14 protein-coding genes and 4 tRNA genes are annotated in these 18,109 nt (G+C 57.4%); 6 read left to right on the forward strand and 12 right to left on the reverse strand.

Annotated elements, in window-relative coordinates:
* Positions 1-21 precede the first annotated feature (21 nt).
* Both ABLU67_RS26250 and cyaY read left to right on the forward strand, forming a co-directional pair.
* Entirely contained in the window at positions 22-1,605 is a 1,584-nt protein-coding gene (locus ABLU67_RS26250; RefSeq protein WP_134898922.1) for an MFS transporter, read from the forward strand.
* Positions 1,606-1,649: 44 nt separating this feature from the next.
* On the forward strand, positions 1,650-1,970 hold the full coding sequence (cyaY, locus tag ABLU67_RS26255) for an iron donor protein CyaY (RefSeq protein WP_134898920.1): 321 nt from the start codon (positions 1,650-1,652) through the stop codon (positions 1,968-1,970).
* 136 nt (positions 1,971-2,106) lie between these two features.
* On the opposite strand, the gene cyaA is transcribed toward cyaY, so the two are convergent.
* Positions 2,107-4,656 (reverse strand): class I adenylate cyclase, encoded by a 2,550-nt coding sequence (gene cyaA, locus ABLU67_RS26260; RefSeq protein WP_009651720.1) that lies wholly within the window; start codon positions 4,654-4,656, stop codon positions 2,107-2,109.
* A gap of 346 nt (positions 4,657-5,002) precedes the next feature.
* Between cyaA and hemC the strand changes: the two genes are divergently transcribed.
* Genes hemC through hemY form a run of 4 tightly spaced genes read left to right on the forward strand, consistent with a single transcriptional unit; the run spans position 5,003 to position 9,093 of the window.
* Complete coding sequence (gene hemC, locus ABLU67_RS26265) at positions 5,003-5,944, forward strand: hydroxymethylbilane synthase (RefSeq protein ID WP_025108409.1); 942 nt, start codon at positions 5,003-5,005, stop codon at positions 5,942-5,944.
* Entirely contained in the window at positions 5,941-6,681 is a 741-nt protein-coding gene (gene hemD / locus ABLU67_RS26270; RefSeq protein ID WP_004097542.1) for a uroporphyrinogen-III synthase, read from the forward strand. The genes hemC and hemD overlap by 4 nt, the downstream gene beginning before the upstream one ends.
* A 21-nt stretch (positions 6,682-6,702) precedes the next feature.
* The gene (hemX, locus tag ABLU67_RS26275) at positions 6,703-7,893 is read left to right on the forward strand and encodes a uroporphyrinogen-III C-methyltransferase (RefSeq protein ID WP_004097536.1); all 1,191 of its coding nucleotides are present in this window, start codon (positions 6,703-6,705) and stop codon (positions 7,891-7,893) included.
* A 3-nt stretch (positions 7,894-7,896) separates the two neighbouring features.
* On the forward strand, positions 7,897-9,093 hold the full coding sequence (hemY, locus tag ABLU67_RS26280) for a protoheme IX biogenesis protein HemY (protein ID WP_004097533.1): 1,197 nt from the start codon (positions 7,897-7,899) through the stop codon (positions 9,091-9,093).
* A 584-nt stretch (positions 9,094-9,677) separates the two neighbouring features.
* Here hemY and ABLU67_RS26285 read toward each other — a convergent pair.
* The 11 genes from ABLU67_RS26285 to rffC form a co-directional block, all read right to left on the reverse strand.
* Positions 9,678-9,754: transfer RNA gene (locus ABLU67_RS26285), tRNA-Pro, on the reverse strand.
* A gap of 45 nt (positions 9,755-9,799) precedes the next feature.
* Positions 9,800-9,886, reverse strand: a tRNA-Leu gene (locus ABLU67_RS26290).
* A gap of 22 nt (positions 9,887-9,908) precedes the next feature.
* A tRNA-His gene (locus ABLU67_RS26295) sits at positions 9,909-9,984 on the reverse strand.
* A gap of 55 nt (positions 9,985-10,039) precedes the next feature.
* A tRNA-Arg gene (locus ABLU67_RS26300) sits at positions 10,040-10,116 on the reverse strand.
* A gap of 102 nt (positions 10,117-10,218) precedes the next feature.
* Entirely contained in the window at positions 10,219-11,604 is a 1,386-nt protein-coding gene (locus tag ABLU67_RS26305) for an amino acid permease (protein WP_014227461.1), read from the reverse strand.
* Positions 11,605-11,835: 231 nt separating this feature from the next.
* Positions 11,836-12,576, reverse strand: coding sequence for a lipopolysaccharide N-acetylmannosaminouronosyltransferase (gene wecG / locus ABLU67_RS26310; protein WP_049102520.1), 741 nt, complete (start codon positions 12,574-12,576; stop codon positions 11,836-11,838).
* 11 nt (positions 12,577-12,587) lie between these two features.
* Positions 12,588-13,934 (reverse strand): ECA oligosaccharide polymerase, encoded by a 1,347-nt coding sequence (gene wzyE, locus ABLU67_RS26315; protein ID WP_014227459.1) that lies wholly within the window; start codon positions 13,932-13,934, stop codon positions 12,588-12,590.
* The gene (locus ABLU67_RS26320) at positions 13,931-15,010 is read right to left on the reverse strand and encodes a TDP-N-acetylfucosamine:lipid II N-acetylfucosaminyltransferase (RefSeq protein WP_048263614.1); all 1,080 of its coding nucleotides are present in this window, start codon (positions 15,008-15,010) and stop codon (positions 13,931-13,933) included. Before ABLU67_RS26320 ends, wzyE begins: the two co-directional genes overlap by 4 nt.
* Positions 15,007-16,257 carry a lipid III flippase WzxE gene (gene wzxE / locus ABLU67_RS26325; RefSeq protein WP_014227457.1) on the reverse strand — a complete coding sequence of 417 codons (1,251 nt, stop codon included), beginning with the start codon at positions 16,255-16,257 and terminating at the stop codon, positions 15,007-15,009. The genes ABLU67_RS26320 and wzxE overlap by 4 nt, the downstream gene beginning before the upstream one ends.
* 1 nt (position 16,258) lies before the next feature.
* Complete coding sequence (rffA, locus tag ABLU67_RS26330) at positions 16,259-17,389, reverse strand: dTDP-4-amino-4,6-dideoxygalactose transaminase (protein ID WP_004097526.1); 1,131 nt, start codon at positions 17,387-17,389, stop codon at positions 16,259-16,261.
* A gap of 4 nt (positions 17,390-17,393) precedes the next feature.
* A complete protein-coding gene (gene rffC / locus ABLU67_RS26335) occupies positions 17,394-18,068 on the reverse strand; it encodes a dTDP-4-amino-4,6-dideoxy-D-galactose acyltransferase (RefSeq protein ID WP_109241202.1) in 675 nt (224 codons plus the stop codon).
* Positions 18,069-18,109: the final 41 nt, after the last annotated feature.

Genomic DNA, 18,109 nt, shown 5'->3' on the forward strand with positions numbered 1-18,109 from the left:
TCTATCAAAAAGGAACACGCTGTGACCACCAACCCTGCACCGACAAACTGGTTACCTTTGGTTGTCTTATGCTGCGCACAGTTTCTGGCTTCCGCCGATAACGTGACGTTAAGTATCGCCACGCAGGCGCTAATGAACGATCTGCACGCCACGCTTGGGCAGGTCAGTACAGCGAATACCATGTATCCGTTGATTGCGGGCACGTTTATGGTGGCAGGCGGAATGCTGGGGTGTATCTGGGGTTGGCGGATGCTGTTTCGCATCGGCTGTCTGATTTTTATCCTCGCCGAAGCCTGCGCCTTTTTTTCGCCATCGATCGCGCTCTTCACCTGGGGCGCGCGTCTGACCGCCGGGATAGGCGGTAGCCTGATGATCCCCGCCGTTTTTGGCCTGATCTCTGCCCTGTATCAGCAGCGACGACGGGTTGCCGCCTTTGGCGCGCTGGGCGCCTCCAGCGGCATTTCGTTCGCCTGTGGTCCAATTGTATGCGGATATTTGCTGGACCACGTCGGCTGGCGCATCGCGTTTGCCTCGCTTGGCCTGCTGGCGCTGCTTATCCTGCTCTGCTCCGTCATCATCCCGGCATCAGAAAACAAACGCGCCGCTATCGCCTTCGATACCCCGGGCTTTCTGTTAGGCACCCTGGGGCTGTTCCTGACGATTTTCGGTATTCTGCGCATCCCGGTCTGGGGACTGGTTATGCCCTTCGACCCGGCAGTGAGCGTTCTCGGCCTGAGCCCCGCCCCTTTCGTTATTCTCTGCGGCCTGATGGTGCTGATGATGATGCTGCGCTGGGAACGTTATTTTGAAGCCACGACCGGCCACGCTCTGCTCCCCGCGGTTTTCCTGAAAACCCGCCTGGTGCGCCACGGGCTCTATCTCACCGGTTGGATATTTTTTGCCTACAGTTCGGCTATTTTTACCGTGGTGAGTTTTGCGCAGATTGTTAAAAACGTATCGGCGATGGAAACAGGGCTGCTGATACTCCCTTTTGCGATATGTCTCGCCGCCTGTTCGCTGGGCCTGCCGCTGTTTATTCAGCAGCGAAACCCTCGCCGCCAGTGCCAGATGGGGCTGACGGCGGGAATCGCCGGCGCTCTGGTCGCCGCCGCGGCGCTGCACGTAACGGGGTTTACCCCTGTACTGATGGCGTCAGGGCTTTGTTTAATCGGCGCGGGGATGGGCACCATCGCGGCCAATGCCCCGATACTGGTCACCACTGGCGCAGGGAATCGGCACGCCGAACAGTCCGGCGGCGTTCAGGCCGCCTCGCGCGATATCGGGCAGGCATTAGGAATGGCGTTAATCAGTACCGTCATGCTCACGGTGTTGACCTTCCTGATGAAATATCAGGTACAGCACGACCCGGCAATAGGCCTGGCCGCCCGACAGGTCATCGGCCATCTCACGTTTATCCCCTGGACGAGCGATCGGACTTTCCATCAGCTTATCCAGACACAAAACCTGGCGCCCGGCGATCTCTCTGGCCTTCTTCAGCATTATCAACAGAGCCGGATGCTGAGCGCGCGTTACGGGCTGCTGGCGATGGCGATCGTGACGTCTCTACTGCTGATCCGCCTTCGCCATCTGCCGAAGTCATCGTAGATTGCGCTATACTGCCGCCACGATCAAAAAAGCGGGAAAGAACCATGAACGACAGTGAATTCCATCGCCTGGCCGATACCCTGTGGATGACCATCGAAGAGCGTCTCGACGACTGGGATGGCGACAGCGATATCGACTGCGAAATCAACGGCGGCGTGCTGACTATCAGCTTTGAAAACGGCAGCAAAATTATTATCAACCGCCAGGAGCCGCTGCACCAGGTGTGGCTGGCGACAAAACAAGGCGGCTACCATTTCGACCTGAAAGGCGACGAGTGGGTATGCGACCGCAGCGGCGAAACCTTCTGGGATCTGCTGGAACAGGCGGCGACCGCGCAGGCCAGTGAAGCGGTGAGTTTTCGCTAAACGCGCGTGATTCGAGTTCCCCGGATTGCGGCTAACGCCGTATCCGGGCGACAAAACCCATATCACCCCAAAGCCCGGGCAAGCGAAGCGCCTCCGGGAAATTGACCTGCGCCGAATGACAGGTCTACGCGGCGGGTCATGAGTAGTGCTGCAACATCGATGATGTCGCGGAATCCTCACCTGCAGCAAGGGTGGCCGCGGCAATCACCTGGCTGCGGAACGGGATCACCTGTTCGCGGCCGTCGACGTCGACGATTTGATAAAACTGCGGCAGGTTAAAGTTGATAAAGCTGGAGCCGTAGGTAAAGCGGTCATGCGACGAAGAGTAGAAGCGGCTGACGTCGCGTACCAGCTCTTCTTTGCTACCTTCGCAGTGGTGATACACCTCGGCGCGGTTGCTCTCATCAAGGATATAGATGTTAAATCCGTTATCGTTATCCGCATCTTCAAAGAAGAACTGAATAATCCCTTCGCTGGCAAAACCATCCACCACCTGCGGCAGCCTGACGTGGTTGGTTTCCACCTGCACCGACAGGCCGTGCAGTTTGTTATGCGAAATCGCGCCGTAGAATTCGATGGCGTTTTCCAGCTTCTGTACCGAGACGTTAAGACGCTCGAAGAAGAGTCCCCAGGTCTGCCCGGAAACGCGTAGCGCTTTAAAACGGCCGGTATCCTGGCGGGTGCTGGAAAGACGCAGCTCAACGCATTCAGACACCAGCTGCTGCACGCGAGTGCGGATCAGGCCGCGCAGATGCTGGCTATAGCAGAAAACTTCCACGCTATCCGGCGGCGCGGCGTCCTGGTGCATCTTGCCAAGAATGGTTTTCAGCGCTTCGATCATCGCCTGCTCGCCGTTAAAGTGCAGCGTGCGCACCTCGTTCCACGAGTTGCGATACAGCAGATCGATGCTGCCAATCAGGCACTTTTGCTCTTCGCCGAAGCTGAAAACATCCAGCTTGCGGAAGTCGAAATGCACCACCTGATTGCGGAAGGCCGCCGTCGGGTCATATTCGAGGTTGACGATAATCGCCAGGTGGCGAATTTCGCAGGGGCTATACAGCGCTTTCGGCGTCGGAGACGGCAGGCGCAGCGGGAAGTGATGCGCCACATCGGCCACCATCTCCTGCAGTTTCGCCAGGTCGACAATCCCGTTGCCCTTAATAAACAGGCGTGTGCGTGACGTCAGCAGGCCGTTAAACCAGGCCCAGGCCACCAGCTTATTAAGATAACGGTTATATTCCAGCGGCTGATGGCTGATGATCGATTCCATGTCCGGCGCGCGGTTATAGACATACCAGCCGGTACGGTTGGCACGGCCCGGCGGCACGTGGATGAAAGTCAGATTCGGCTCAGACAGATCCGGCGAAATTTGCGGGTTTACCAGGGTCACTTTCCCCGGCAGCGCTTCAAAGGCGGCGTACAGCTTACGCGTCAGCACGCCAATATCCTGCGGGCTGGCGGAAACGCTCAGGTTATTACGGCGCGCAAAGCGAATCAGGTTGCGATAGCTCTGCATCATCGCATCAAGCAGTTCGTTGTGCGCTTTACGGACTTCGTCAATCTTCCAGTTGGCCCGGTTATCGAGCATCATCAGACGCTTTTCATCCCAGCCCCACTCTTTCACCAGGTGGCTGACGACTTCACGGCGCCAGCCGACGCAGGCGCGCTCGCGGCTCAGCTTCTCGCACACTTTTAAATAGAAACATCGACGCACCAGATCGAGGCGCGTTTCATCTTCGATGGCCTGCAGATAGAGCGTGACGCGCTCCAGCATCATGCAGTAAGGGTCAAGGCCAAACGATACGATTTCACCATCATGCAGGCGCTGCTTGATATCTTTCGCCAGCAGACGGTTGTTGGGGTACTCCCAGGAGTACGCTTCCAGCAGCAGCGTCTTCAGCACGGCCTTATAGGGCGAGTCGATACTTTTATACAGCTGCCACAGGCTGGCGCCGAAGTACTCTTCTGCCGAGAGGGAGCTCAGGCCGCCGAGATCCAGCCATTCGTTCGGCGTCAGCACGCCCTGCGCGTAGAGGCTCATCACGTAATCGTCGTAATGCTCTTCTTCATCGCACGGCACCATATTCCACAGAATACGTTTCCCGGCAAGGCGCACCGCGGTACGGTAAAACTCATCCAGCAGCAGGATGTGTTGGGTTGAGCCGCAGTCTTCACCGCCCAGGCTGCCGCTTTCGTTATGGCGGAAGCGGTTTTCGTCGATCAGGAAGAAGCTGACCTCAACGCCCAGCGACGCCGCCCAGCTCTCGAGCAGGCTACATTTGCGCTGCAGCAGCTGGCGCTCTTCGCTATCCAGCCAGGATTGGTGGCAAACCCAGATATCCAGGTCGGAAGAGCAGCTTTGGCCGACGGAAGAAGTACTACCCATAGAGTAAAGGCCGGTGATCGGCAGCTCGCCTTTCGGCGGCTCTTTGGCCAGCATTCCACGGTTGAGCTCGAGTTCATCAAGATAGTGACGTTGGGTTTCATCAGGCGTGTAGAGGCAAATGCCACGGGGAACGTTACCGTCAAGGTAACCCGGCATCAGCGGATGATGATAATGTAGTAATGTCGGCAGTAGACTGTAAACCTGCTGGAAAGCGGGTCCCATGGCAGCAAGGGCGCGATCCACGCGCAATTGGTTGATGGCATCCAGTCTCTGTTTCAGTGTCTCAATATAGAGGTACAAGACATATCGCCTGATGTTCAAAAACCCGACGTACAATAGTACGGAGAGTTTCAGTATTTCAACAAAAACCGTCACCATTCGTCGTCGGTGTGGTTGTGATGAACTGCTGACTGACAAATGGTTTAAAACGTGATCAATCTAACACCTTGCTGATTGACCGTAAAGAAAGATGAGCTACATACAAGTGTAGCACCCTTTACTACGTGTAAATTCTTCACTACGTTTGCGGCAACCCGCAAACGCATGAAAGGCTAAAAAAATGGCCGCGACCCTTAACCCCACAAAACTAACATCCCTAAGACAACAATGTTAGGATGGTTAGTGGTCGACTATGACGGTAACAAGCATGTTAGACAAAGTTTTGAGAATTGCCACACGGCAAAGCCCGCTTGCGCTATGGCAGGCACATTATGTGAAAGAGCGCCTGGAGTCCTGTCATCCGGGACTTTCCGTTGAGCTGGTGCCTATGGTCACCCGCGGCGACGTGATCCTTGATACGCCCCTTGCAAAAGTGGGCGGTAAGGGCCTCTTTGTGAAAGAGTTAGAGCTGGCCATGCTGGAAGGTCGCGCCGACATTGCCGTCCATTCTATGAAGGACGTGCCGGTGGAGTTTCCCGAAGGGCTGGGGCTGGTGACCATCTGTGAACGCGAAGATCCGCGCGATGCCTTTGTCTCGAATCACTACGCTTCCATTGATGAACTCCCCCACGGCAGCATCGTTGGCACCTCAAGTTTACGCCGTCAGTGTCAGCTGGCCGCCGCGCGGCCGGATCTCACGATCCGCTCCCTGCGCGGCAACGTTGGCACGCGTCTGGGCAAGCTTGATAGCGGCGAGTACGACGCCATTATTCTGGCCGCCGCAGGGCTTAAGCGCCTGAACCTTGAGGCGCGTATTCGTCAACCGCTGTCCCCGGAGCAATCTCTGCCCGCCGTCGGCCAGGGCGCGGTCGGCATTGAGTGTCGCCTTGACGACGAATGGACCAAAACGCTGCTGGCCCCGCTGAATCATACGGAAACGGCCATCCGCGTCCGCGCTGAACGGGCGATGAACACCCGGCTTGAAGGCGGCTGTCAGGTACCTATCGGCAGCTATGCCGAACTGATCGACGGTGAGCTATGGCTGCGCGCGCTGGTTGGAGCGCCGGATGGCTCACACACGGTACGCGGCGAGCGGCGCGGTCGCCCGGAAGATGCCGAAACGCTGGGCGTCGCCCTTGCCGAAGAACTTCTGGATAACGGCGCTCGCGACATTCTCGCCGTCGTCTACGCAGGAGAAGCGCCTCAATGAGCATTCTGGTTACCCGTCCGCTGCCGCAAGGCGAAGAGTTAGTCAGCCGCCTGCGCGCGCTGGGACGCGTGGCCTGGAGCTTTCCGCTCATTGAGTTTACCCCGGGCCGTCAGCTCCCTGAGCTGGGCGGCCAGCTGGCAAGCCTCGCCGCAGGCGATTTGCTCTTCGCGCTATCTCAGCATGCCGTCGAGTTTGCCCACGCTCGCCTCCAGCAGCAGGGGCTGCGCTGGCCCACGGCGCCCGACTATTTTGCCATTGGCCGCACCACCGCGCTGGCCCTGCATAAGGTCAGTAATCGACAAGTTCGCTACCCGTTAGATCGGGAAATCAGCGAAGTCTTGCTACAATTACCTGAATTACAAAACATTGCGGGGAAAAAAGCGCTCATCCTGCGCGGCAACGGCGGGCGGGAATTACTCGGTGACACGCTTCGCGAACGCGGTGCTGATGTCACTTTTTGTGAATGTTATCAACGTAGTGCAAGGCACTACGATGGCGCAGAAGAAGCAATGCGCTGGCAGTCTCGCGGGGTTTCGACGCTGGTCATCACCAGCGGCGAGATGCTGCAGCAGCTCTGGACGCTAATACCACAGTGGTATCGCGAACGTTGGCTCCTGAGCTGTCGCATTTTCGTTGTCAGTGAACGTCTGGCCGAGCAGGCCAGGGAATTGGGCTGGCAGGATATCCAGGTTGCCGATAGCGCCGACAACGATGCGCTGCTACGCGCATTACAATAACTCTCAACATTGGAAGCCATAATGACGGAACAACAGAATCAATCCGCCGTGGTTGAAGAGACCAGGGAGGCCGTGGAAACGACGCCACAGCCAGAGAAGAATGTCGAAAAGAAAAACGGCGGCAGTAAAACCAGCCTCGCCCTGAGCGCAATAGCTATCGCTATCGCCCTCGCCGCTGGCGTAGGCCTTTATGGTCTGACGAAGACTCAGGCAACCCGCCAGAGCGAAGCCAGCGCCGGGCTATCCAGCCAGATCGCCGCGCTGCAAAAAGCGCAGGAGAGCCAAAAAAGCGAGCTTGAAGGCATCATCAAGCAGCAGGCCGATCAGCTGACGGAAGCGCAGCGTCAGCAGGATTCTCTGGCGAAGAAGCTGGAAGAAGTGCAGGAGAAGGTCGCGGTCATTTCCGGCAGCGATGCAAAAACCTGGCTGCTCGCGCAGGCTGATTTCCTCGTAAAACTGGCCGGACGTAAGCTGTGGAGCGATCAGGACGTGACGACCGCCGCCGCGCTGCTGAAAAGCGCCGATGCCAGCCTCGCCGATATGAACGATCCGAGCCTGATTTCCGCCCGTCGCGCCATTACCGACGATATTGCTTCGCTTTCCGCCGTGAGCCAGGTCGACTACGACGGCATCATTCTGAAAGTGAACCAGCTCGCCAACCAGATTGATAATTTACGCCTGGCGGACAACAACGACGATGACACCCCGATGGATTCCGATAGCGATGAGCTATCCAGCTCCATTAGCGAGTGGCGGGTAAACCTGCAAAAAAGCTGGCAGAACTTTATGGACAGCTTTATTACCGTTCGCCGCCGCGATGAGACCGCCGTGCCGCTGCTGGCGCCAAACCAGGACGTCTATCTGCGCGAAAACATCCGCTCCCGTCTGCTGGTCGCGGCGCAGGCGGTTCCGCGTCATCAGGAAGAAACCTACAAACAGGCTCTGGATAACGTCTCGACGTGGGTTCGTGCTTACTACGACACTGAAGATGCCACCACCAAAGCCTTCCTTGAGGACGTGGATAAGCTCAGCCAGCAAAGCATCACCATGAACGTACCGGAGAGCCTGCAGAGCCAGGCGCTGCTTGAGAAACTGATGCAAACGCGGGTACGTAATCTGATGGCGCAGCCGGCTGAAACCCAGGCCAGCGCCCCGGCTCCCGCGCCGGCACCTGCTGCCCACGCGCCAACGCCTGCGCCACAAGGAGAGTAACGCATGTTGAAAATTCTCTTACTCTTCGCGCTGCTGCTTGCCGGGATCGTGGTCGGTCCGATGATCGCGGGTCATCAGGGCTACGTCCTGATCCAGACCGATAATTACAACATTGAAACCAGCGTCACCGGGTTAGCGATCATCATGATCCTCACCATGGTGGTGCTGTTTGCCATTGAGTGGCTGCTGCGGCGCATTTTCCGCACCGGCGCGCATACCCGCGGCTGGTTCGTGGGCCGCAAGCGTCGCCGCGCGCGTAAGCAAACCGAGCAGGCGCTGCTGAAGCTGGCGGAGGGCGATTATCAGCAGGTTGAGAAGCTGATGGCGAAAAATGCCGATCACGCTGAGCAGCCCGTTGTGAACTACCTGCTGGCGGCAGAAGCCGCCCAGCAGCGTGGCGATGAAGCCCGCGCCAACCAGCATCTGGAGCGCGCGACAGAGCTCGCCGGCGACGACCTGATACCTGTCGAAATCACCCGCGTACGCCTGCAGCTGGCGCGTAATGAAAACCACGCCGCCCGCCACGGCATCGACAAGCTGCTGGAGATCACGCCGCGTCATCCGGAGGTCCTGCGCCTCGCCGAGCAGGCCTACATTCGTACCGGCGCCTGGAATTCGCTGCTGGATATCATTCCATCAATGGCGAAAGCCAACGTCAGCGATGAGGAGCACCGTGCCGAACTGGAACAGCTGGCGTGGATTGGCCTGATGGATAAAACGCTGGCCGACGGCGGCAGCGAAGGTCTGCGCGACTGGTGGAAAAGCCAGAACCGAAAAACCCGCAGCCAGGTGGCGCTACAGGTGGCAATGGCTAATCGCCTTATCGAAAGCGACGACCATGATACCGCGCAGCAGATTATTATCGAAGGTCTGAAAAAGCACTACGACGATCGTCTGGTGATGCCGATCCCGCGGCTGAAAACGAATAATCCGGAACAGCTGGAAAAGGTGCTGCGCCAGCAGATCAAAACGGTCGGCGACCGTCCGCTGCTGTGGAGTACGCTGGGACAATCGCTCATGCGTCACGGCGAGTGGCAGGAAGCCAGCATCGCGTTCCGCGCAGCGCTCAAGCAGCGCCCAGATGCGTTTGACTACGCGTGGCTGGCCGATACACTTGACCGCCTGCATCAGCCGGAAGAAGCGGCGACGATGCGTCGCGACGGCCTGCTGTTAACCCTGCAAAACAACCCGCAGCAGTAATGCCCTTCTCGCCTCCATCGGGGGCGAGAATCTCTTCTCTTCCCGCCTGAGCGTTTCTCTATCCCTGAAAAGAAAAAAACGCCTGCTCTGAAACCAGGGCAGGCGTTAAAACAGGTCTGTTTGACAACAAATTGGGTGCTTCACTCAACGTAGTGTCCATGGTGTTTGATGAGGCTATATGCTTCATCCTTCACGCTGTCTCTTCGTTGGCTGCACACGCTCACCCCAGTCACTTACCTTTGTAAGCTCCGGGGGATTCCCGTGCTGGCCGTCTCGACACATCATGAATGATTTAGCATATAAAATGCGACATCTGTCAGTGGACGATAAGCACCGTAAAACGGCTCTGCATCATTCCTGAGTTTATGAGGCACTAAGGCGAACATAAGAGATGGAATGAGCATCTACCCGTTTATTATCGCACAGGATCGGTAGAAAATGCATCTATCCGCACAAGGAATTGGGACTATTCTGGACAATAAATCGCATGCTGATTAGCGAGATATTTTTTGCGATATCAGGGAGATAGGAACGTTTTTGCAGAAGCGGAAAACAAAAAACCCCGCCGAAGCGGGGTTCAAAATTGGTCGGCGAGAGAGGATTCGAACCTCCGACCCACTGGTCCCAAACCAGTTGCGCTACCAAGCTGCGCTACTCGCCGATGTACTGCTTTTTTGAATTTTTAGTTCAATTCTTTATAAAGTCGTGGTGCGAGGGGGGGGACTTGAACCCCCACGTCCGTAAGAACACTAACACCTGAAGCTAGCGCGTCTACCAATTCCGCCACCTTCGCAATATCACAACTTTCTAAATAATGGGGTGGCTAATGGGATTCGAACCCACGACAACTGGAATCACAATCCAGGGCTCTACCAACTGAGCTATAGCCACCACTGCAAATCTTTTACGCGGTATTGAAACCACCGCAGCTCCAGCACCGGGTAAATGGTGCGCCCGACAGGATTCGAACCTGAGACCTCTGCCTCCGGAGGGCAGCGCTCTATCCAGCTGAGCTACGGGCGCTTAGCGCCGTTGCGGGGTCGGATAATACGGACTTCCTACCCCGCTGTCTAGTGCCTTTTTAAAGAAAATTATTGTTTGCTCATGCTTTGTGCGTTTTGTTGCTTATTGCGCCACATTATCAACATTTCCGCGTCGGCCAAGGCCAAATACCTTATAAATAAGCGTCACGGCGGCGAGGAAAATCATTCCGACAAAGAGCGACATACGCGTATCGTCGTTAAATCCCATCCCTATCAGCACGCAAATCAGGAACGCCATGGTCAAATAGTTCGCCCACGGGAACAGCAGCGAGCGAAACGGATGGCTGGCCATCGCTTCTTTATGCACGAGACGAAAACGCAGCTGGCTAATCAGAATCACAAACCACGGCACCATCCCCGGCAGCACGCTGGCGCTGTAAACGTAGACGAAAACTCGCTGTGGATTAGGGATAATGTAGTTCAGGCACGAGCCGACCAGCAGAATCAGGATCGACAGCGCCACGCCCGCTGACGGCACGCCGTTGCGCGAGACTTTGGCGATGGCCGCGGGCAGCTGACGGTTTTTTGCCAGCGCGTAGAGCATGCGGCCGCAGCTGTACATACCGCTGTTACAGCCGGAAAGCGCCGCCGTGAGCACCACAAAGTTAATAATGCCCGCCGCCGCGGTGATGCCGATTTTGGCAAAGGTCAGTACGAACGGACTGCCGTTGGAGCCAATTTGATCCCACGGGAAAATAGTGACGATCACAAAAATCGCCCCTACATAGAAAATCAGGATTCGCCACAGTACCTTGCCAACCGCGCTACGCAGCGTAACCTGCGGGTTCTTCGCTTCACCGGCGGTAATCCCGATAAGCTCGACGCCCTGATAAGACGCGACCACGATGCACAGCGCCGTCAGGAAGCCCTTCCAGCCGCCGGCGAAGAAGCCACCGTGCTCGGTCAGATTGCCAAAGCCAATGGCGTGCCCGCCGTTGCCAAAGCCAAAGAAAATAACGCCCAGCCCCACCACGATCATCACAATAATGGTGGTGACCTTAATCATGGCAAACCAGAATTCAATTTCGCCGTACAGCCGTACCGCCGCGAGGTTCGCCAGCGCCACCAGCCCGACGGCAATCAGCGCCGGTATCCACTGCGCCATATCCGGGAACCAGAACTGCACATAAACCCCGATAGCCGTAATCTCCGATATCCCGACCGCCATCCACATAAACCAGTAGGACCAGGCGGTGAGATAGCCGAAAAATGGGCTCATATAGCGGTGTGCGTAAACGGCGAACGATCCGGTTACCGGTTCGAGGAACAGCATTTCGCCCATCGAACGCATGATGAAGAAGACAAAGAGCCCGGCGATAATATACGCCAGCAGAACTGAAGGTCCGGCCCACTTCAGCGTACTGGCCGCGCCCATAAATAACCCGACGCCAATTGTCCCACCAAGAGCGATTAGCTCAATGTGCCGCGCCTCCAGTCCCCGCTGAAGTTCCGCTTTTTTCTCAGTCATATAGCCTCTTGTGTTTGCCCTGCTCCGGGTTTAAGCGCATCCCAACAGGGATGTGTCTATGCCGGTTATTTTTATTGAATGAATAGCCCTGCCTGCGCGACGGTAAACTGACCGTCGCGTTTTAAGCATGCGAATGGTTAATGAATTTGAGGGAAATGGCAAATAAAGTATCAGGCGAGTGAAGACATTACACAGAATACCCAGGTAAACCCGCCCGCTTGCAGTGGAATGTCACAGCTTATTGGTGTAATGCCAGCGTAAATAGCGCAGCAGGCGCGCCTGCCTTTTTATGCGGCTCGGCTGCGAAACCAGGCGATAGAACCACTCCAGACCCAGGTCCTGCCAGAACTTCGGCGCCCGCTGAACGTGGCCGGTAAAAACATCGTAGGTGCCGCCCACGCCCATATACAGCGCCTGCGGATAAACGTCCCGACAGTCGCGCATCAGGATCTCCTGACGCGGCGAGCCCATCGCCACCGTGACGATCTTCGCCCCGCTATCGCGGATACGCTCAAATAGCGCCTGACGCTGGTCAGCGGCAAAATAGCCATCCTGGCTTCCAACGATATTCACGTTCCAGCGCTGGCGAAGCTGCTGCTCCGTCTGCGCCAGCACCTCGGGCTTGCCGCCGATCAGAAATACCGGCGTTCCCTGAGCGCCTGCGCGCGCCATCAGGGCTTCCCATAAATCGGCGCCGGCGACGCGCGACACCTGAGCCTGAGGGTATTTTTTACGTAATGAACGTACTACGCTGATGCCATCAGCGTATTTGAATTCTGCCGCTTCAATCAGCGCCCGGACTTCGGGGCTGTCTTCTACCGCCAGCATCTTCTCTGCATTAATCGCCACCAGCGTTCCCGTGCGGATCTCACCATCGGCGTACAGATAATCCAGAGCGTGTTGCATATCGCGCCAACCAATGAGTTGTAGCCCTCTCAGCAGGTACAACGGCGCGGATGTGGTCTCAGTCATGTACACCCTTATCAGACTTGAGGTTGCGTCAGCGGTTTGGCCCGCCGGTGAATCAGCCCCACGCTATCAAGGAACCAGTACAGCAGTTTTGCCGCCAGCAGGCAGATCCCAAAGATAACGAGGAAAAAAACCACGCGAGAGCCAAATGAATCCAGCCCTTCACGCGCCAGCACGATCATGTTGAAGATAGCGCCAAAACAGAAACTGTGCAGAATCGCCGCTTTATAGCGGTTCGTTTCCCGGTTGCCAAGCTCGTACAACCAGTCAAACCATTTAATAATCAGCCCAACCGCCACCGCGCCCAGCGGGACGAACCAGACGCCGCCCATCACCACCAGCGAGCCAATCAGGGTCGGCGAAATCGCCAGACCAGAATGATTATTCAATACTTCCCAGGTGAAATAGTTCGCGGTATTGAGCACCATTGTCGGACGACCGTGCCACAACCAGCTGGGGATAAAGACGTAAAAATCCCGGATGATTGGCGCCAGCCCCTGGAACTCAATCTTGTCGTAATTTTGCAGCAGCAGGGCCAGATTCTCCCACGGCGAGAAGGTGTCGCGGGTCAGATAGAGGAAAGTATAAAACGCCTCATCGCCGCTGACGTTCATGCCATAGCGCTTCAGGGCCAGCCAGAACATACCAACGATGCCCAGCACGCCCGCCGCCGCCAGCATCCACAGGCTAATCCAGCCGCGAATGATGCCGATAAACAGGAAGATGGCAAACGCGATGATGATATTCGCCCGGGTGCCACCAACGATGGCGTAGGTCAGCAGGCCAAAGGCGACGGTGCTGACAAGGAAGAATATCCACGCTTTATAATCCTGACGCAGAAAATAGACCACCAGCATTGCCGGGATGAAAAAGTAGAAGAAGCGCTTTAGCGCCACGCCGGAGACTTCGCTGGAGAAGATCTGGCTGTAGGAGTTGAGCTTGAATAACAGGAAGCCGTTATGCGCAAAGAAGATGCCGACGCAAAGCAGCGCCAGCCCCAGCAAAATGCCCCAGGTGAGGTGGGTCTCCACGCGATTCATCGTAAACAGCGGACGATGCGGATGACCGTGCGTCGCCGACCGTAGCCGCGTTTTATAAGTCACGTAATAAACCGCATAAAAGCAGACGGAAACCAGCAGGGTTTGCAGCAGAATTTCCGGCGGGGCGACCGCGACGTCAAAGCGGAACACCAGAATACTGGTCAGCGGGAAGCCAAAGAAAAACGTCAGCAGATACAGCAGCGAGAAAAAGACGTTGAAGTTGAAGCGTACGCGACGAAATTCAAAGTACGTGGCGGTGGCGATAAATAGCGTCGACAGCAGCCAGACCAGCAGCAGCCCGCTAAATTGCATTAATGTCATGCGTCCACCCCCGCAGCAATTCGCAACGCTCGTCGCCAGCCCGTCAGGTAATTCGGCCGGAAGAAGGCGATTTGATTTTTATCCACGCCAGCCAGCTGGCGCTGCGCTTCACGCACAACGCTCACGTCCAGCGTATCGCTGGTAAAGAGTACCGGAATATGCTGCTCCGACATATCCTGCCAGAAGGGATTCTCCCGGTTCAGTACGCAGGGGATCCCCGCCTGAATCAGCAGGCACAGCGTGCCGATACCCTGCTGGCGGGCAAACAGGAAGTAGCCAAGATCGCAGCGGCGCAGCAGGGCAAGGTAGTCATCAAACGCCAGCTTGTCGCTCAATACCTGGAAATGCTGCGGGCTGAACAGCGCCGCGCCGGCCGCGCGGACTTCGTTGATGTAGTCGCCATTATTTGCCGGATAACCCATCGGCACGACAACGTTAACCGTATCGCCAAACTGCTGGCGAATCGCACGCAGCGCCGCAATATGCTCGTTGCTACGGTCGCCGGAATTACCCACCAGGATAGTCAGCGTGTCGCCGCGCGGTGCGCTATCGGCGAGCGAATTCAGCGCCGGATCCATGCGGGTCGGAAAGTAGAGCAGCTCTCCCGCTACGCCAGAATGGCGGGCGGCGAACCAGCTCAGATCGCCCCGGGTCGCAAACACACGACCTACCCGGCCCTGCGCCAGGCGCCGCAGGGGATAAAACAGGCGAAACTTCAGGCTGGCGGAGTTCTCGTACAGATCCGCTCCCCAGATATGCCAGTTAAACTGCGCCGGGCGGATCCCGCCGCTGAGCAACGCCAGCCACAGGCCGGTATTAAACTGGCCGTGAAAGAAAAAGCGCTGCTGCCGGTTCGCCTTTGCCAGCGCGATAACCGCCTTTGCCAGCGACTTTTTCCCCGGATAGCAGCGAATGGAGAGTGCGGGATAAGCGGCGCAAATTTCTGTCGCATCACCGACGACCATAAACAGGCGAGCCTGTTCGTCATCCACGGCCAGCTCATCATTAAAGAACCGCAGCACGGTCTGGTTGTGGTGCGGGATATCCGATCCCAGTACATGTATCAGTGCTGTCATGCCCGTTTACGCCAAAGTAAAAACACGCCGCTGCAGAGGGCGAAATAAACAATATAGGTAGCCATATACGCCTGCGCCGCGCCGATTGCGCCGTGCGCCGGGATAAGCCAGTGCGAGAATGCGGTCAACAGCGTGAACTGGCTGATTTCCGTCAGAATATAAAAACGCAGCGAGGCTTTGGCGATCACCAGATAGCCATAAACATAAGCCCCGACCTTTAACACATCGCCCACCAGCTGCCAGGCAAACAGATCGCGCATCGCCGTAAAGCGGTCGGAAAAAAGTAGCCAGATAGCGAAATCACGCAGCAGCCACACCGTTAAGCTCGCTGCCGCCACCGCCGGGAGGACAAATTTTAACGATTTGCCAATCTCGCGGGTGATATCCGCTTTCGCCGTCAGACGGGACAGCGTCGGTAAAAGATAAACGCTAAATGACGCGGTAATAAACTGCAAATAGGCGTCGGAGATGCTGCTCACCCCTTGCCAGATCCCCACCGCGTCCCAGCCATAGTGGGCCGCCAGCAGGTTACGCATCATCACGTAGGCGACCGGCAGCGTCACCGAGGTAATCAGCGCCATCAGGGTAAATTTCGACAGCTGCCCCGCCAGGCCGTTGTCCCAGCGCGGGCGCAGCGCGCTTAGCGGAATATTGCCGCGACGCCACAGTACGATAGCAGCCGGCACCACCACCAGCGCCGGCACCAGCGCCAGCCCCAGCAATGCGCCCTGATAACCGCCAAAACGGTAGCAGGCATAGTACGCCGCCACGCCAATCAGGCTCCCGGCGATAAGCGACAGCGCATTACCCGCCGCATCGCGAAAGCCTTTCATCAGCGCTAACAGGAAATTCGCCCAGGCAATCCCCATCTGCACCAGCGCCACCAGCCGTACCAGATTCTGGTAATGTTGATGACCGAATAGCCCCTGGCTTATTGGCGCGGCCGCCAGCAGGAAGATCAGCGCCAGCAGGGTGGAGAAACCGAGTACCATCGCTGAAGCGGTGCCAACTACGTTGTTCAACTGCCGGCGATCGTCATGATGCTGGGCCACCAGCTTCGTGACGCCGTTGAATATCCCGGCCCCCGCCAGCACGCCAAGCACGGTCACCAGCTGGCGGAAGTTACCCGCCTGCCCCACGCCAGCCGGGCCGAACGACACGGCCAGCAGTTTTACCACCAGCAGACCGGCGCCGATTTTGACCAGCGTGGACGCCGCGGTCCACAGAGACGCTTTTGCCAGCGACATATCAGGAGAAATAGCTCAGCAGCGAGTTAATCACCGTGCGCTGGTTAACGTTCGACAAATTGTAGAATAACGGCAGGCGCAGCAGGCGTTCGCTCTCCTGGGTCGTGTAGCGATCCGTCCCGTGGAACTCGCCGAAGTTCTCCCCGGCCGGGCAGCTGTGCAGCGGGATATAGTGGAATACCGCCAGAATTTCCGCCTCTTTCAGCCAGGCGATCAGCTTGCTGCGATCGTCAATATCGCGCAGCTTGATATAGAACATATGCGCATTTTGCCCGCAGTCGGCAGGCACGATGGGCAGATCGATACGCCCGGCGCGCGCCAGCGGCAGCAGGGCGTCGTAGTAGTTCTGCCACAGCGCCAGACGCTGCTGGTTAATCCGCTCCGCCGCTTCCAGCTGCGCCCACAGATAGGCCGCCTGTAAATCGGACATCAGGTAGCTGGAGCCGATATCGCGCCAGGTATATTTATCCACCAGGCCACGGAAAAATTGGCTGCGGTTGGTGCCTTTTTCACGAATGATCTCCGCGCGCTCTATCAGCGTGCGATCGTTAATCAGAGTTGCGCCGCCTTCACCGCCCGCGGTGTAGTTTTTGGTTTCATGGAAGCTGAAGCAGCCAATATGGCCGATAGTGCCGAGCGCCCGGCCTTTATAGGTCGACATCACGCCCTGAGCGGCATCCTCCACCACAAACAGATTATGCTTGCTGGCGATAGCCATAATGGTGTCCATCTCGCAGGCCACGCCGGCGTAGTGGACCGGTACAATCGCGCGGGTTTTCTCGGTGATGGCCGCTTCAATCAGCGTTTCATCGATATTCATGGTATCGCGACGAATATCAACGAAGACGATTTTCGCGCCGCGCAGCACAAAGGCGTTGGCGGTGGAGACGAAGGTATAGCTCGGCATAATCACTTCATCGCCCGGCTGAATATCCAGCAGCAGCGCGGCCATTTCCAGCGAAGCGGTGCAGGATGGCGTCAGCAGCGCTTTCGCGGTGCCGAAACGCTGCTCCATCCACTGCTGGCAGCGGCGGGTAAAACCTCCATCGCCGCACAGCTTGCCGCTCCCCATCGCGGACTGCATATAATCAAGCTCGGTACCCACCACCGGCGGCGCGTTAAATGGAATCATCATGTCACCTGTATAACCAGTACGCGGTGCTTTCGACATTGGCACCGCTAAGAATGTAACGTTTAAGCGCGGCGGTGTTGCCCATCTGGGTCGCCACCCGCAGTGTCGTCAGCTCGCGCAGCGCGGCCCAGCGCTGCGCCGCCTGCATTAATTCCGCTCCGGCGCCGCGTCCGGCCAGCAGGCCAATCCTCGCCTCGCGCTCGCTGAGCTGGCGCAGGGAGACAAACGCGCGGATATCGCCGTCAGGGGCGCGAAGCACCAGACACTGGTGATCGAAGGTTCCGCGCACCGCATTTTCAATCCACTGGGCGTAGAAACGACCGCTGGCATCGGCTGCGTACCAGGGGGCACGAAAACGGCTCTGCGCAAAGGCCAGCGCCGCCAGTTCGCGCAGCCGGGGGATATCCACCTCAGTCGCCGGCTCGGCGCCGATATCATCAGAAGCCGCGGGCGAAAGCGCAAGATCGACCTCGCCCTCCACCAGCCGGAAGCCTAATGCCTGCAGCGCATCCAGGCGCGCGGCATCATCCGCCGCGACTTTCGCCTGCACCCGCGACCATCCCGCCAGCGCTTGCACCGTCAGCGGCGGCGCATCGTCGCCAAAGCGGAGAATGGCGCTATTGACGCCGAAGAAGCGGTTTTCCCACTCAAGGGGCTCAATACTGGCGCGGGCGAACATAAAATAGATCTGTTAAGTTTTGGTCACGATGAAAGCGCGCG

Source organism: Klebsiella sp. GN_Kp190 (genome assembly GCF_040061795.1).
GTDB classification, from domain to species: Bacteria; Pseudomonadota; Gammaproteobacteria; order Enterobacterales; family Enterobacteriaceae; genus Klebsiella; species Klebsiella michiganensis.